At 59.0% G+C, this 13,919-nt stretch carries 16 protein-coding genes; 4 read left to right on the forward strand and 12 right to left on the reverse strand.

What is annotated here, in order from left to right:
• Positions 1 to 3: 3 nt before the first annotated feature.
• From ACP7BS_RS26615 to ACP7BS_RS26650, 8 genes are all read right to left on the reverse strand, one after another.
• Positions 4 to 171, reverse strand: coding sequence for a hypothetical protein (locus tag ACP7BS_RS26615; protein ID WP_162743988.1), 168 nt, complete (start codon positions 169 to 171; stop codon positions 4 to 6).
• Between the two features lie 11 nt (positions 172 to 182).
• Complete coding sequence (locus ACP7BS_RS26620; protein ID WP_426240495.1) at positions 183 to 566, reverse strand: hypothetical protein; 384 nt, start codon at positions 564 to 566, stop codon at positions 183 to 185.
• Positions 567 to 574: 8 nt separating this feature from the next.
• Positions 575 to 886 carry a hypothetical protein gene (locus tag ACP7BS_RS26625; RefSeq protein WP_426232523.1) on the reverse strand — a complete coding sequence of 104 codons (312 nt, stop codon included), beginning with the start codon at positions 884 to 886 and terminating at the stop codon, positions 575 to 577.
• Between the two features lie 246 nt (positions 887 to 1,132).
• A complete protein-coding gene (locus ACP7BS_RS26630; protein ID WP_426240496.1) occupies positions 1,133 to 2,473 on the reverse strand; it encodes a glutamine synthetase family protein in 1,341 nt (446 codons plus the stop codon).
• Positions 2,474 to 2,625: 152 nt separating this feature from the next.
• Positions 2,626 to 3,012 (reverse strand): type II toxin-antitoxin system VapC family toxin, encoded by a 387-nt coding sequence (locus tag ACP7BS_RS26635; protein ID WP_426232521.1) that lies wholly within the window; start codon positions 3,010 to 3,012, stop codon positions 2,626 to 2,628.
• Positions 3,012 to 3,266: a type II toxin-antitoxin system VapB family antitoxin gene (locus ACP7BS_RS26640; protein ID WP_426232520.1), complete on the reverse strand. Its 255-nt coding sequence runs from the start codon at positions 3,264 to 3,266 to the stop codon at positions 3,012 to 3,014. Before ACP7BS_RS26640 ends, ACP7BS_RS26635 begins: the two co-directional genes overlap by 1 nt.
• 325 nt (positions 3,267 to 3,591) lie before the next feature.
• Complete coding sequence (locus ACP7BS_RS26645) at positions 3,592 to 4,554, reverse strand: dihydrodipicolinate synthase family protein (protein WP_426240497.1); 963 nt, start codon at positions 4,552 to 4,554, stop codon at positions 3,592 to 3,594.
• A 156-nt stretch (positions 4,555 to 4,710) separates the two neighbouring features.
• Complete coding sequence (locus ACP7BS_RS26650; RefSeq protein ID WP_426240498.1) at positions 4,711 to 5,415, reverse strand: GntR family transcriptional regulator; 705 nt, start codon at positions 5,413 to 5,415, stop codon at positions 4,711 to 4,713.
• Positions 5,416 to 5,839: 424 nt separating this feature from the next.
• On the opposite strand from ACP7BS_RS26650, the gene ACP7BS_RS26655 reads away from it, so the two are divergent.
• Positions 5,840 to 6,592, forward strand: a complete 753-nt coding sequence (locus tag ACP7BS_RS26655; RefSeq protein ID WP_426240499.1) for a pseudouridine synthase — start codon at positions 5,840 to 5,842, stop codon at positions 6,590 to 6,592.
• A 747-nt stretch (positions 6,593 to 7,339) separates the two neighbouring features.
• Positions 7,340 to 7,960, forward strand: a complete 621-nt coding sequence (locus tag ACP7BS_RS26660; protein ID WP_426240500.1) for an RBBP9/YdeN family alpha/beta hydrolase — start codon at positions 7,340 to 7,342, stop codon at positions 7,958 to 7,960.
• A 120-nt stretch (positions 7,961 to 8,080) separates the two neighbouring features.
• Here the strand turns inward: ACP7BS_RS26660 and cueR are convergent, their stop codons facing one another.
• Positions 8,081 to 8,530 (reverse strand): Cu(I)-responsive transcriptional regulator, encoded by a 450-nt coding sequence (gene cueR, locus ACP7BS_RS26665; protein ID WP_426240501.1) that lies wholly within the window; start codon positions 8,528 to 8,530, stop codon positions 8,081 to 8,083.
• A 62-nt stretch (positions 8,531 to 8,592) separates the two neighbouring features.
• A complete protein-coding gene (locus tag ACP7BS_RS26670) occupies positions 8,593 to 11,097 on the reverse strand; it encodes a heavy metal translocating P-type ATPase (RefSeq protein ID WP_426240502.1) in 2,505 nt (834 codons plus the stop codon).
• A 159-nt stretch (positions 11,098 to 11,256) separates the two neighbouring features.
• Here ACP7BS_RS26670 and ACP7BS_RS26675 point away from each other — a divergent pair, with 159 nt between their 5' ends.
• A complete protein-coding gene (locus ACP7BS_RS26675; RefSeq protein ID WP_426240503.1) occupies positions 11,257 to 11,451 on the forward strand; it encodes a heavy-metal-associated domain-containing protein in 195 nt (64 codons plus the stop codon).
• An 89-nt stretch (positions 11,452 to 11,540) separates the two neighbouring features.
• Positions 11,541 to 11,858 (forward strand): CopM family metallochaperone, encoded by a 318-nt coding sequence (gene copM, locus ACP7BS_RS26680; RefSeq protein ID WP_426240520.1) that lies wholly within the window; start codon positions 11,541 to 11,543, stop codon positions 11,856 to 11,858.
• Between the two features lie 163 nt (positions 11,859 to 12,021).
• Here the strand turns inward: copM and ACP7BS_RS26685 are convergent, their stop codons facing one another.
• Entirely contained in the window at positions 12,022 to 13,068 is a 1,047-nt protein-coding gene (locus ACP7BS_RS26685; RefSeq protein ID WP_426240504.1) for a sn-glycerol-3-phosphate import ATP-binding protein UgpC, read from the reverse strand.
• A complete protein-coding gene (gene ugpE, locus ACP7BS_RS26690) occupies positions 13,068 to 13,916 on the reverse strand; it encodes a sn-glycerol-3-phosphate ABC transporter permease UgpE (RefSeq protein WP_426240505.1) in 849 nt (282 codons plus the stop codon). The genes ACP7BS_RS26685 and ugpE overlap by 1 nt, the downstream gene beginning before the upstream one ends.
• Between the last annotated feature and the right edge of the window lie 3 nt (positions 13,917 to 13,919).

Below are 13,919 nucleotides of genomic sequence, written 5' to 3' on the forward strand. Positions count from 1 at the left end.
CCCTTACAGCGTGTGACGTTCGGCTGCCGCTTCGATCTCGCCTTCGCGGGATGATGTCAGCAGGTCGTTGTCATAGGTCGTGTCGATGCGCACCATGTCGGAGAGCATCAAAAAGGCGAAGAGCGCAGAAAGGGCCCAGGCCGCGTATTCCAGAACAGTCCAGATATCCATTGGTGCCCCCACTATTTCTTCTTGGCGCCGAAGCGCTCAGCGATGACGTCGCGATATTCCCTGTCCGACAATCGCACCACCAGCACGAAATACCCGATGACCAGGACTGCCATGATCACGAGGGCCATCCAGGAGAACGAATAGTCGAAACGGGCCGTGATGATGTCGTTCGCCGCCGCCGGATCAGTGATGCCAAGGGCTGCCCACTGTTGCTGCTCGGTGGCATTCTGGCCGAGCGCCTCCCATGTGGGATTGGCGATGGGTGCTGGGGTCTTTGCCGCTCCTGCGAGGCCAAGATAGAGCGGAAGATAGAGCGCGCCGACAGTCAGGACCAAGAGGGTGATAACGTCGAAAATCTGCCCGGCAAAGCTCTGTTTTGGTGGTTTGTAAGCCATGATCCCTCCTAGCGCCGGCGCCGGCGCATCTCGTCGAGATGCTTGAGGTCGAGCCCGTAAATGAAATGCTTGTCTTCGCTGTAGTGCTTCAGCATCGCGATGATGGCCGCGGTGTTGAACACCAGAACCAGGCCGCAGGCGGTCGTCAGGATGATCCGGATGGCGGGCACGGCGATGTAGGGCCAGATCGTCACCAGTGCGAAGACCATCGTGCACCACAACACGGTTATGAATATAATCAGGCCTGCCCTGTCGCGGGAATGCATCTTGTCGATGCGTGTCGCAAGATGCGCGTCGGCACCTGCCTCGTGGATTATCATGCGTTCCTCCCAGAATACGCTTTCAAGTCCGATATTGCCTTTAAGGCAATTTATTTTCCTCCAACGAATATTCCGACCTGGCCCGTTGGTCAAGCAGCCATGTGCCAAAATGCCGCATCGGGCAAAAAGAAGTCAATCAGGTCTTGCCGGCGGAACCTGCGGGGCAGCCAGGATTCCGATTTTCGGCACGTCAAAGGCCGGCTATTTAAACAGGGGATTGCGGGAAGACCGGGCATGCGCTGCCGGTTAAACACTGTGCAGGTAGCTGGCATATTCCAGGTCTGAAATATCGCGGTTGAATACGGCAAGTTCCTGGCGTTTGCAGGTCGAAAACATCTCGATCAGTTTCGGCTGGAAAATCCGTTTGACGATCTCGCTTTGCTCGAAGAGATCAAGGGCAGCCGGCCATGTTGCTGGAAGGGACTTAGCGCTACTTGTATAGGTGTTGCCGGCCGTTGGCATCGGCGGTTCGGCGCGCCGGGTGATCCCGTCGATGGCCGCACCCAGAATGGCTGCGATCACAAGATAGGGATTGGCGTCGATACCGGCGACGCGGTGTTCGATCCGCCGGGCAGCGGCAGGACCGCAGGGAATGCGGATCGCTGCCGTGCGGTTTTCATACCCCCAGGCCGCCGTGGTCGGCGCCAGGCTATCGGGGCACAGCCTGCGAAACGAGTTCAGATGCGGTGCAAACAAAGCGGTGCAATCCGGCATGGCATCGATCAGACCGGCAACGGCCTGCCGCATCAAAACAGTACCCTCAGGGCCGCCATTGTCAAAAACGTTGCGGCCTTGCGCATCGACGATGCTGAAATGCACATGCAGCCCGCTGCCGGAATGAGCGGGGTAGGGCTTGGCCATGAAGGTCGCGGCAAACCCATGCTTGCGCGCCATGTTGCGAACGATCTGCTTGAAGAAGACGGTATCGTCGGCCACCCTCAGCGCATCGGGACCGTGCACCAGGTTGAATTCGAACTGGCTCGGCCCGCTCTCCGACGTGGCGGCATCGACGGCAACGCCACACGCGGCAGCCATCGCGTAGACGTCGTCGAGGAAAGGCCCGACCTCGGCCAGCTCCTCCAGCGAGTAGATCGTATCCTTGGCATCCGCATGGCCGACCGGCATCCGGGTCAGCGGCTTGGCCCGCAGCGATTTGGGGTCGATCAGGTAGAATTCGACTTCCGTCGCCACGACTGGGGTCAGTTGAACGGCCCGGAACCTGTCGAGAATATCGGCCAATGTGCGGCGCGGATCACCGAAGAACGGCTCCCCGGTTTCCGCGCGCATCCACATCGGCACGAATTGCGCCTGCGTTGCGCTCCAGGCCAGAGGGATCGGCCCGCGCTCCGTCGGCTCACAAATGCCGTCCAGATCGCCCTGATCCAGCGTCAGGGAATTTGCAAAGACATCCGTGCCCCAGATATCGACGCCGATGGAGGACATCGGCATGCGGATGCCGTTCTTCAGAATCTTGTCGAGCGATGCCGCTTCCACGCGTTTGCCGCGAAAGCAGCCATTGAGATCACAGGTCGCGGCCAGAACGTAGGCACCACGCCCAGCCGACAAACCCTGCGTTTCATTAGACATGATCTACTCCGTGAGGGCGTGGGCGTCGCATGGGCTTCATTGCGATTTTCGAGACGAATATCGTGTGCCGCAAGCATCAGTACAGCGGCGGCGCAAGCCTTGCCAGTGTCGAGGAACGATCCGGGACGATGAAAGATACTGCAGTGTGCGCCTCACGCCGCTCTTATATCGGTTTTCGAAAAATCGTTGCCTTTGTAGAGTAGCGGCTCGCCGGTAAGTTCTGCGAGCGCATAGGAAAAGCAGTCGCCGAAGTTCAGCCCGGCCGGATGCCGGCCCTTGCCATAGCGGCGCCAGGCGCGGCGCGCATGGTCGGCATGATCGGGTTCGACGGCGACGATCTCAACGCCTATCTTGTGCAACCACAAGTCCAATTCGCTGCCACCAGCCTCGCCAAGACGCGCCTCGATAACCATCGCAGCCTCCAACAGGGTGGCGGCCGAGATCAAACGGACTGGATCATCCGCAATGCTTTGCTCGAACTTCGCAGCTTCCGGCTCGTTTTGAGCAATCGCCACGATGGCGGAGGTGTCAATAACCATCAGCTTGGCAAGCCGTTCTCGTCATAGCCAATGATCTCGTCATCAGAGCGACTATCCAGCACGGGCAATGCACTCCAGCGCCGGCGGCTGGCGGCCATATCATCGAGCAACGCAGCTTTACGGGCGTCAGAGCCGACGCGGCGAAGACGTTCTTCCAGGGCACGGCGCGTGGCGGTCGTAATGCTCTCTCCAGTGCGCTCGGCAAGAGCGCGGGCCAATTGTTCGGTCTTGGGGTCTTTAATACTGAGCGCCACGACAGGCTCCTAGGTTCCTGTTTTGCCATATTCTACCTAAATAGCACTACGTCGCGGCGGCAGCAAAGGGATATTGCTGATAATCGGTATCGAAACCCAAATACCAAGACCAACGAGGCTAATGCCCGCCGGCCTCCGCCATTGGGGATTAGATCCGGCGTCATGTAGATGATCTTGCCATCGCGCTTCGATGAAGCGATCCATAAGATGTTCTCACAAAGCCACCGGAACGCTTTTTTCGTGCATGCGTTTCGGCGTGCTCGGATCGATATGACATCGTTCCGCAGAGAGGCCCTCCTTCAGGCAGAGCCTCTCCTTGTCGCATTCAGGCAGCGTATTTCTGAACAGCGCCAGAGAGCTTGGACCATTCCGCATACCAGGCGTCGAACAAGGCGAGCTGGGCCTCGGCATAGCCGCGCTGGCTGGCAGACAGGGTGTCTGTCTCGTAGAAGTTCAATGCGTATTCGGCATGCCCCTTCAGGACCATCATATGCTTGAAGTAGAGCACGAGATCGGGACCTTCATCGAAGGAGGACAGCACGGCCAGCGCCGCTTCCAGCTCCAGCGCCCGCCGGCGCGCATCGACATCGCCTTTCGCTGCGGCTCGCGAAAGCGCCACCATATGCAGGACTTCCTTCGGAAGCACGTTGCCGATACCGGTGATTGCACCGGTCGCGCCGCAATTGACGAAACCGTGGAAGACTGCGGTGTCGACACCAATCATCAACGAGACGTTTTCATCCTGGCTGGTGATATTTTCAGCCGCATAGCGCATGTCGGCCGGTCCGCCGAATTCCTTGAAGCCAATCAGGTTCGGATGTTCGCTGCGCAGCGCAAAGAACAGATCGGCGCGGGTCGCAAAGCCGTAATACGGGCTGTTGTAGATAACGGCCGGCAGATCCGGTGCCGCGGACAGGATGGCCTTGAAGTGATGGCGCTGGGCTGCAATCGACGGGCCACGCGAGAGAACGCGGGGAATAACCATCAAACCCTGCGCGCCGACCTTCTGCGCGTGTGCGGCATGCGCCACAGCCTTGGCGGTGTTGACAGCACCGGTGCCGACAATAACCGGAATGCCGGCCTTGACGAGACGCTCGACGCCTTCCATCCGCTGTTCATCGCTGAGCAGGGGCCAATCGCCCATCGAGCCGCAATAGACGACCGACGCCATGCCAGCCGCAATCAGGTTCTGGGCGGTCTGCACCAGCATTTCGAAATCCGGGCTGCGGTCGGCCTTGCATGGCGTCATCAGCGCCGGGATGCAGCCGGAAAAAATGCCATTCTTCATGACGGTTCCCCTTTTGAGTAGGCTGCGCTCACAATCGCAAACCGCCAGCCCGGTTAATTCCTGACGCCAATAATACATCCTGTATTTTATTTGTCGACAAGAAAAATCGTCGCCCATGTGACGATCGAACTTACAGAGCGCGGCGCGGCCAGCCCCTCAAAGTGGAACGCTGACGCGCCGGTCGCTTGCGATCATCTGCTGTATCTGTTTGACGATCTGATCCGCATGGGCAGCGGCCAGCCGATCGGCCAGATCGATATCCCGCGCCTCGATCGCCGCGATCATATCCTCGTGTTCGACGACGTAGCGATGGGGCAGGCGGTCTTCGAATGACGAGTAGTAAATCCGCATGATACGGCGCCCTTCGTCAAGCAGGCGGCAGAAGAGCCCTGTGAAATAGGCGTTACGCCCCGCATCCGCGATGGCAGCGTGGAAGTCGCGATTGGTTGATATCATCGCCAGTGCATCCTGGGCAGCAACGGCCTCGGCGAAGTCGGTCTGTTTCCGGCGGATGATGTCGAGGTCGCCGGATTTGTAGTGTTGCGCGGCAAGGCGGGTCGTGACCCGATACATCAGCGTGATGGCATCGAAGAACGTATGAAGGTTCAGAAAGTCGATCGGCGATACGACCGTCGAGCGGTTGGGTAGGGTGGTCACCAGCCCTTCGCTCGCCAGCCGGACCAGCGCTTCGCGAATGGGCGTACGCGACATCGACAACCGCTGCGACAGCTGAATCTCGTCAATCGGGCTTCCCGGCTCAAGGACGAGGTCCAATATGTCGTCGCGCAGAATTTCGTAGACGAATTTTGCACCTTCGCCCCGTTTCCGTTCAACTGGAACCGGTTGCATGTCTTCACTCATCGCCGAATCCTTCATGTCGACATGATGGATAGTGCCTCCTGCCCAATCGGGCAACAGCCGGCGTGCGGGTCCAGACGAACCGCCAATGGATAAAGCGCCTCAGGCTGCCCGGCTTGACTTCGAACCGGGTTGGGCTAAACGCAATGGCATGATGTCGCGTATCGTGATCCACCTTCGGCGAGAGTCTAAACTCTCGAAAACCGGCACTTAGCCCGAACGTTGAAGAAGCCCTGGCTTGACGTTCGGGACGGCCAGGTTTCTGACATGATCATTCGACCGCCATTGCGCACCCGTTGCAGGTCTCCGGGATTTCGATACCCACCCACGTTTGATCGCGCGCTGCCTGTTGATTGGCTGCGCACCTGCAAACGATGTGGCGTGTCACAGCGCAGTCCAGGCAGCAAAGCTTCCGGAATACTTCGACTTGGCTAAACAGGCATTTGACAACGGCGCACGCGCAACCATCTGCCGTGCGCTTTCCAAACTTGGCTATTGTTCGCGCACGCAAGCCGAAACGCTGGTCGCCGAACGGCGCGTGACGCTGGGCGGGCGGGTGGTCACCGATATCCTCACATGGGCTGACGTGCATAAGGACATAATTGCGGTCGACGGCATCCGGCTGGTTCCGCAATCCAGCGTCTATCTCATGCTCAACAAGCCACGCGGCATGGTCACCACCAGGGTCGATCCGGAAGGGCGGCCAACAGTCTTCGATTGCCTGGCGCAGATGGACAATCCTTTTCTCTCCCCTGTCGGCCGGTTGGATAAGGCAAGTGAGGGATTGCTGCTGTTCACCAATGATACGGTGCTCGCCCAACGCCTGCTCGATCCGGTCACGAATGTCGGGAAGATCTATCACGTGCAGGTGAAGGGTACCCCGACAGACAACATGATCGCCCATATGCGCGGCGGCGTCTGCGAGGGCGGCGAGATGCTCAAGGCTTCCTCCGTCAACATCCTGCGTTCGGGAGGAAGAAGTACCTGGCTTGAAGTCGAGTTGCGCGAGGGCCGTTACCGGCAGATCAGGAGAATGCTCAAGGGCCTGGATATCGAATGCCTTCGATTGGTCCGCGTCGCGATCGACGATATCAAGCTGGGTGAGTTGGCGAAAGGGTCGGCCCGCGCTCTTGATCGGCACGAGATCGAGATCCTGCGGCAGCGGACGAAAACCGGGTAGCGCTGGTAATCACCGCTTCACAAAACACGTCAAAAAAAAGGCCTCCAGTAAACGGAGACCCTGAGTTTTGAAGGATCAACCTCCAGAGGGAACGGTTGAAAACGATGACCCGGGAGGAGAGGGCATCGAGAACTTCAACCGTCACCAGTATGCTCAATGCAACGGCTACAAACAACGAATGGCATCCTGCGAGGCCCCCGAAATTAAACGTTTTGCCCAAAGTCCGATCTCAAGTCGCACTTTTTTACCCGCCGTGAAACCCGCGTCCTCGGTTTCTGCGTATGACTGCTGGGGTAACCGTTTGCCGGTCGCCACTTCCCTTGAACGCTTGACGCCCATGTCACGCTGAAACGTCGAAAAGCACTTTTTCCGTGAAACTTTTCCGTCTCCTCAACGACCGGCAGGCCCGAATTTCCGCAATCGCGGTCACGGATAGTCTGCGGTTTCTTTTGTCTACTAAACTTATGGATAATAATGCTCACTCTGCCCGGATCGACAGGTCATGGGATTTGGCATTGCAGATGTGAGGACATGATGAGCTTGCGCAAACATTTCGACCGCCTTCAAAACATGAGGGACCAACTGGAAGCAAAGCTGGACCTGGATGACGCCGGATTTTCCGGAATGGGTTACCGGGCGCGGCGTGATCTGCGCGCGCGCATAGCCGAGATTTCACAGGAAATCTCGGCACTGGAACGGTCTCGCTCTTTCCAAAGCTGACAGCGTTAGACGGTGAGGAACAACCAAATGACAACTACCCTGATCCTGCCTGGGTTGAACGGGTCCGATGACGGGCATTGGCAGCGGTTCTGGCTCAAGGACGATGCAGAAAGCCGCTTGGTCGAGCAGGACGACTGGAAGTCCCCAAGAGTTGAAGCCTGGACAGACCGTCTTGAGGAGGTGCTTGTTCAGGAAGGGCCTGCCTACATCGTTGCGCACAGCCTTGGTTGTCTGCTGGCCGCGAAATGTGCGGACAGGCCATCGGCGAGATTGATCAAGGGCGCGTTGCTGGTTGCCCCCTGCGATCTATCGACCACGGAAAGACTTCATCCGGGCGCAATCCATTTCGGCCGGATGCCGACCCGCATTCTGCCTTTCCCAACCATCACGGTCGGAAGCCTGAACGATATCTACATGCCGCTGGAAAGCCTGTCGCTCTACAGCCGCCTCTGGAAGACGCAGGTTAGAAACCTCGGGCCGGCCGGTCATATCAATATCGAGAGTGGTTTCGGCCGGTGGAAGGGGGCCTACGAGTTGCTGTCCCTGCTGAAAATGAAAGCCAAGGCGCGCAGAAATTACGACCTGCCCCCGGGGCAGAATGGCGAGGCGCTTGCCGGACGGGCGATCAAATCCGGCATGTTGCACTGAGATAACAGCCCCGGATGATGCGGCAGGCTGGCTTGTGCATACAGTCTGCGAAGCATCGTTCAGGCGGCAGGTCGTTTTTGTGAACGCCACGGCGGGCATGCGAACTTGGAACGTTCTCCACTATTGCACCGGGCGGGCCACTGCGCCGGCGCGAGGGCGAATTGATCGATCCTCATCTTCGAGGCCACTCTCGAGACCTTGCAGGATCGGGCAATGCGGGCGGTGGTCACCGCTGCAAGTCTTGACCAGCGTTGTCAGCGTATTGGCCATGTCCTGAAGACCCTTGATCTTCTTATGGAGTTCGTCGATATGGCCCTGTGCTAGGCGCTTGACCTCGCCGCTCTGGCGGGCTTCGTCCCGCCAGAGGCCAAGAAGATCGCTGATCTCGGCTACCGAGAAACCGAGATCGCGCGCGCGGCGGATGAAGCGCAGCATGTGAACGTCGGTCTCGGAATAATCGCGGTAGCCGGACGACGTCCGGTCCGCTGCCGGAATGAGACCGGTCTGCTCGTAGTAGCGGATCATCTTTGCCGAAACGCCCGATGCTTTTGATGCCTGCCCGATGTTCATTCGTGTTCTCCTTGAAATGGCGCATCAGCCGGCCCGGATAGAGGGGCGGCTGATGCGGTTCGTCAGTTCACCATCTTGAACGTGCGCAACCGCAGTGCATTTCCGAGCACGAAGACGCTCGACAGTGCCATGGCGCCTGCCGCAAAGACGGGTGACAGCAAGATGCCGTAGGCCGGATAGAGCAGGCCAGCCGCGACCGGGATCAGCGCTGTGTTGTAGGCAAATGCCCAGAACAGGTTCTGCCGGATATTGCCGATCGTCGCATTTGACAGAGCGATGGCGTTGGGGACGCCCTGCAGGCTGCCAGACATCAGCACAACGTCCGCCGCCTCGATGGCGATGTCCGTGCCTGTGCCGATGGCCAGACCCACGTCCGCTTCCGCCAGCGCCGGGGCGTCGTTTATGCCGTCGCCAACGAAGGCGACCTTGCCGTATTTGGCTCTGAGGCGGCGGACCGCCTCGACCTTAGCGTCCGGCAGCACTTCCGCCACCACCTCGTCGATCCCCAGCCGGGAAGCGATGGCCCTGGCCGTGCGGGCATTGTCGCCGGTGATCATCGCGACCTTGAGACCAAGAGCATGCAAGGCCTTGATGGCCGCAGGCGTTGCCTCTTTGATCGGATCCGCCACGGCGATGATCGACGCGAGCTTTCCGTCGATCGCGGCATAAAGTGGCGACTTGCCCTCGTCGCCCAGACGTTCCGCAACCTTGGAGAACGCTGCCACGTCATGGCCGAGTTCGACCATGTAGCGGTCTGCACCAATCTCGACGTTCTTGCCGTCAACCTTGGCCTTGATGCCAAATCCTGTCACGGATTCGAAGTCCGAAACGGCGGGCAGAGAAATGCCTTCCGCAATGGCAGCGTCCACGATCGCACTGGCAATCGGGTGTTCCGACTTGGCCTCGACAGCCGCGACAAGACTGAGGACGGCCGGACGATCGAAGCCATCAGCCAGTTCCAGGTCGGTGAGGGTCGGCTTGCCCGCAGTTAGCGTGCCGGTCTTGTCGAGCGCCACGACCTTGGCGTCCTTCAGCAACTGGAGCGCTTCCCCCTTGCGGAAGAGAACGCCGAGTTCTGCGCCACGGCCGGTACCCACCATGATGGAGGTCGGCGTTGCCAGACCCATGGCGCAGGGGCAAGCGATGATCAGCACGGCGACCGCATTGACCAGCGCGAAGGTGAGCGCGGGCGACGGGCCGAGCGTGAGCCAGGCGGCAAAGGTCAGCGCCGCGACCGCAAAGACCGCCGGTACGAACCACATGGTGACCTTGTCGACCAGCGCCTGGATCGGCAGCTTGGAGCCCTGGGCTTCCTCGACCATGCGGATGATCTGCGACAGCACCGTATTGCCGCCGACCGCCGTGGCGCGGAAGGCGAACGCGCCCTTCTGGTTCACCGTGCCACCGACGACCGCACTGCCCATGGATTTTGAAACCGGGATTGGTTCGCCGGTGATCATCGACTCGTCGACATAGCTGGCGCCTTCGACCACCTCGCCATCGACGGGCAGACGTTCGCCGGGACGAACCTCGACGATATCGCCTGATAACACCGAGCCGATCGGCAGATCGACGGTCTTTCCGTCCCTTTGGACACGTGCCGTCTTGGCTTGCAGGCCGGCCAGGCGCTTGATCGCCTCGGATGTCCGGCCCTTGGCACGGGCCTCGAGCAGGCGGCCGAGCAGAATGAGCGTCACGATGACAGCGGCGGCTTCAAAATAGACATTGATCGTTCCGGGCGGCAGCAAGCCCGGGGCGAAGGTCGCGACCAGCGAATAGCTATAGGCGGCGAGCGAGCCGACGGCCACAAGCGAGTTCATGTCGGGGGCGAAACGCCAAAGCGCCGGCAGCCCCTTGTCGTAAAACCGAATGCCTGGAATAAACAGCACGAGCGTCGTCAGTGCAAACTGAATGTACCAGCTCCACTGCATGCCGATCGTCGATTCGATCAGTCCATGCCCGCCCGGGATAAGGTGCGACCCCATCTCGATGAGGAAGACCGGCGCCGTCAGCACCGCCGCGATAGTGAAGTCGCGGGTCAGTTCGCGGCGCTCTGCATCTTTTCTTTTCGCATGCTCCGCATTCTCGTCCTCGCTGCCAGTGCCGACCGCCGAGCCGATCACTTTTGCCGCGTAACCGACATCGGCGATCGCCGCAATCATACCCGCTTGATCGGCGGTTCCATGGATCGTGGCGCGCTCCGTCGCCAGGTTGACAGCAGCCTCCGTCACGCCGGGGACCGCTTTTAGCGCGCGCTCGACGCGGCCGACGCAGGATGCGCATGTCATGCCCTCGATCGCTAGCTCTGTGGGACCAACCGAACCGGCGGATTGTACCGGCACGAAATAACCGGCGTTTTCTATGGCCTCGACAAGCTTTTCGCGGGCAACAGGCGATTGGGTCGTGATGCTTGCGCGTTCCGTGCCCAGGTTGACCGACACGGTCTCAACGCCTGGAACGGCTTTTATGGCTCTTTCGATGCGGCCGACACAGGATGCGCAGGTCATACCCTCGATCGGTATCGATATCGCTCCAGAAAGGTCTTTTGCTCGAACAGGGGCATTCATAGCCGCCTCCTTTTCTCGTTCCGAAATTCAGGTTCGGACGGAAGATGGGGCTTCCAACCATGGGAAGGTCAATAGCAAATTTTCCGTCTCCGCACCACTTGACCTTCCCATGGTTGGAAGCCCCATCTTCACCGTCATAAGCAAACACGGAGAATTCCAATGGAACTGAGAATCGAGAACATGACCTGTGGAGGCTGCGCCAGATCTGTCACCAAGGCGATCCGGTCCGTCGATCCCAATGCCGGGATTGAGACCAACCCCGCCGCGCGCTTAGCCAAAGTCGAGACCACCGCGTCCTCAGTGGCCCTTCAAAAAGTTCTCGAAGACGCCGGCTATCCGGCGACCACAATCTGAACAGGAGAGACATCATGAACAAGCTCACCCCCATCTTCATCGCAGGCTCGCTCGTTATCAGCGCAGGCCTTGCGGTCGCGCAGAACCAAATGCACAAGGACGATCCGATGCAAGGACACGATATGACGGGGATGGAGATGCCGGCTTCCGACACTCCGTCCACCAAGGCTTACCTGGCCGTCAACGACCGCATGCATAAGGACATGACGGTCGCGTTCACCGGCGATGCCGACATCGACTTCATGCGCGGCATGATCCCGCACCATCAGGGCGCGATCGATATGGCAACAGTCGTGCTTAAGTACGGCAAGGATCCGCAGGTCCGCAAACTTGCCGAAGACGTGATCAAGGCCCAGGAAGGCGAGATCACCATGATGAAGACATGGCTCGCCGCTCGCGGCCAGTAGGAATAGGAGGCGGCTCTCCGGAGCCGCCGCCGCCAAAAGAAATCCTCAAGACCAAGTTAAGCGACCTCGGCGTTCTGTCAAACGACAAAGCGCATTAAGTGATTGATACGCCTATACTCATTCAGAACGGCACCAGCTTGAAACCCAATGGGTGAATATCGCTTTATTGCAACCGCTCGCCGCCTTCGTCGAAGAAGTGCAGTTTTTCGAAAGCCGCATAGACGGTCAGATTTTCATCCGGGGCAATGGTGGAACGGCCGGGCGCACGAAAGGTAATCGGTTGGCGGTTAGGCAGGATACCATGCACGAAGCTTTCTGCGCCGACGAGCTCCACCGCAAGAACAGTCAACCCGATTGCAAATTCATTTTCGGGCGCGCCCAGTTGCGGTAAATGCAGATCCTCCGGACGAACTCCAAGGGTGGCGGTACTCGTCGGTATCGGCAGTTTGCGGCCGCCATCCCAAATGTTTGAACCTTCGAGCGGCAATAGGTTCATTGAGGGAGACCCGATGAAGGTCGCCACGAATGTCGTCTGTGGCCGTTCATAAAGTTCGATGGGTGTCCCGACCTGCTCGATCCGGCCGGCGTTCAGGACAACGAGCCTATCGGCAAGTGTCATGGCTTCCATCTGATCGTGTGTGACGTAGACGCTGGTGGTGGCGAGCGACCGCTGAAGACGCTTGATCTCGACACGCATCTGGACGCGCAACTTGGCATCCAGGTTGGAAAGTGGTTCGTCGAACAGGTATGCCGCAGGTTCGCGAACGATGGCACGGCCCATTGCGACACGCTGGCGCTGTCCGCCGGACAATTGCCGTGGTTTCCGATCAAGGAAAGGTTCGATTTCCAGGGCTTTTGCCGCATCTGCGATCCGCCGGTCTATCTCGTCTTTCGGCGTATTGCGGTTCTTCAGGCCGTAAGCAAGGTTTTGGCGGACCGTCATGTGCGGATAAAGCGCATAATTCTGGAAGACCATGGCGATGTCGCGCTCGGATGGTTCGAGTTCGTTGACGACCCGGCCGCCAATCGAGATCGTGCCACCGGTTATGCTTTCGAGGCCGGCGATCATGCGCAGAAGTGTCGACTTCCCGCAGCCGGACGGGCCGACCAGCACCACCAATTCGCCGTCGGCGATATCGAGGGAAACGCCCTGAATGGCCTCCACCGAACCATACTTCTTGCGAACGTCATCTAAGATAATATTGGCCATTATTTCTCCGTATCCACGAGACCTTTGACGAACCAGCGCTGCATCAGCACCACGACGAGAATCGGCGGTATGATGGCGAGGATCGCGGTCACCATGACGTAGTTCCAGGGTGTCGAAGCGTCGGTGAAATCGACCATGCGCCGCAGCCCGATGATGATCGTATTCATCTTGGCGTCGTTGGTGACGAGCAATGGCCACAGGTATTGCGTCCAGCCGTAGATGAAGAGAATGACGAACAGCGCGGCGATATTGGTGCTCGACAGCGGCAAAAGGATATCGCGCATGAAGCGGAAAGGCCCGGCATTGTCGATGCGCGCGGCCTCAACCAATTCGCCCGGGATCGTAAGGAAGAACTGGCGAAATAGGAACGTTGCGGTGGCGGATGCCATCAGCGGCAGCGTCAATCCGGCGTAGGTATCGATCATGCCGAGATCGACGATGACCTTGTAGGTCGGCAGGATGCGCACCTCCACCGGCAGCATCAGCGTCACAAAGATCATCCAGAAAAACGCCATGCGGAAGGGAAAACGGAAGAAGACGATGGCAAATGCCGAGAGAAAGGAAATGACGATCTTGCCGACGGCGATGGCGATGGCCACCACGAAAGAGTTGAACAGCAATCTTTCCAAGCTGACGCCGACGACCCGCTCGACACCGCCGGCCATGGCTTCGGTGTAGTTTTCCACCATATGACCACCGGGCAGCAGAGACATTGGCGGCCGGATGATCGCCTCTGATGTCGTCGTCGAAGCGATGAACGTATAGTAGATTGGGAAAGCAACGATGATGATCCCGAGGATCAAAATCAGATGGCCGACCAGATTGGCGACAGGACGTTTTTCGATCATCTC

This window comes from Pararhizobium sp. DWP1-1-3 (assembly GCF_049896125.1).
Lineage (GTDB): Bacteria > Pseudomonadota > Alphaproteobacteria > Rhizobiales > Rhizobiaceae > Pararhizobium.

Bases quoted from the DNA above. Each gene is read 5' to 3' on its own strand.
- ACP7BS_RS26615 (WP_162743988.1), bottom strand. From the start codon at position 171: ATGGATATCTGGACTGTTCTGGAATACGCGGCCTGGGCCCTTTCTGCG.
- ACP7BS_RS26620 (WP_426240495.1), bottom strand. From the start codon at position 566: ATGGCTTACAAACCACCAAAACAGAGCTTTGCCGGGCAGATTTTCGAC.
- ACP7BS_RS26625 (WP_426232523.1), bottom strand. From the start codon at position 886: ATGATAATCCACGAGGCAGGTGCCGACGCGCATCTTGCGACACGCATC.
- ACP7BS_RS26630 (WP_426240496.1), bottom strand. From the start codon at position 2,473: ATGTCTAATGAAACGCAGGGTTTGTCGGCTGGGCGTGGTGCCTACGTT.
- ACP7BS_RS26635 (WP_426232521.1), bottom strand. From the start codon at position 3,012: ATGGTTATTGACACCTCCGCCATCGTGGCGATTGCTCAAAACGAGCCG.
- ACP7BS_RS26645 (WP_426240497.1), bottom strand. From the start codon at position 4,554: ATGAAGAATGGCATTTTTTCCGGCTGCATCCCGGCGCTGATGACGCCA.
- ACP7BS_RS26650 (WP_426240498.1), bottom strand. From the start codon at position 5,415: ATGAGTGAAGACATGCAACCGGTTCCAGTTGAACGGAAACGGGGCGAA.
- ACP7BS_RS26660 (WP_426240500.1), top strand. From the start codon at position 7,340: ATGACAACTACCCTGATCCTGCCTGGGTTGAACGGGTCCGATGACGGG.
- cueR (WP_426240501.1), bottom strand. From the start codon at position 8,530: ATGAACATCGGGCAGGCATCAAAAGCATCGGGCGTTTCGGCAAAGATG.
- ACP7BS_RS26670 (WP_426240502.1), bottom strand. From the start codon at position 11,097: ATGAATGCCCCTGTTCGAGCAAAAGACCTTTCTGGAGCGATATCGATA.
- ACP7BS_RS26675 (WP_426240503.1), top strand. From the start codon at position 11,257: ATGGAACTGAGAATCGAGAACATGACCTGTGGAGGCTGCGCCAGATCT.
- copM (WP_426240520.1), top strand. From the start codon at position 11,541: ATGCACAAGGACGATCCGATGCAAGGACACGATATGACGGGGATGGAG.
- ACP7BS_RS26685 (WP_426240504.1), bottom strand. From the start codon at position 13,068: ATGGCCAATATTATCTTAGATGACGTTCGCAAGAAGTATGGTTCGGTG.
- ugpE (WP_426240505.1), bottom strand. From the start codon at position 13,916: ATGATCGAAAAACGTCCTGTCGCCAATCTGGTCGGCCATCTGATTTTG.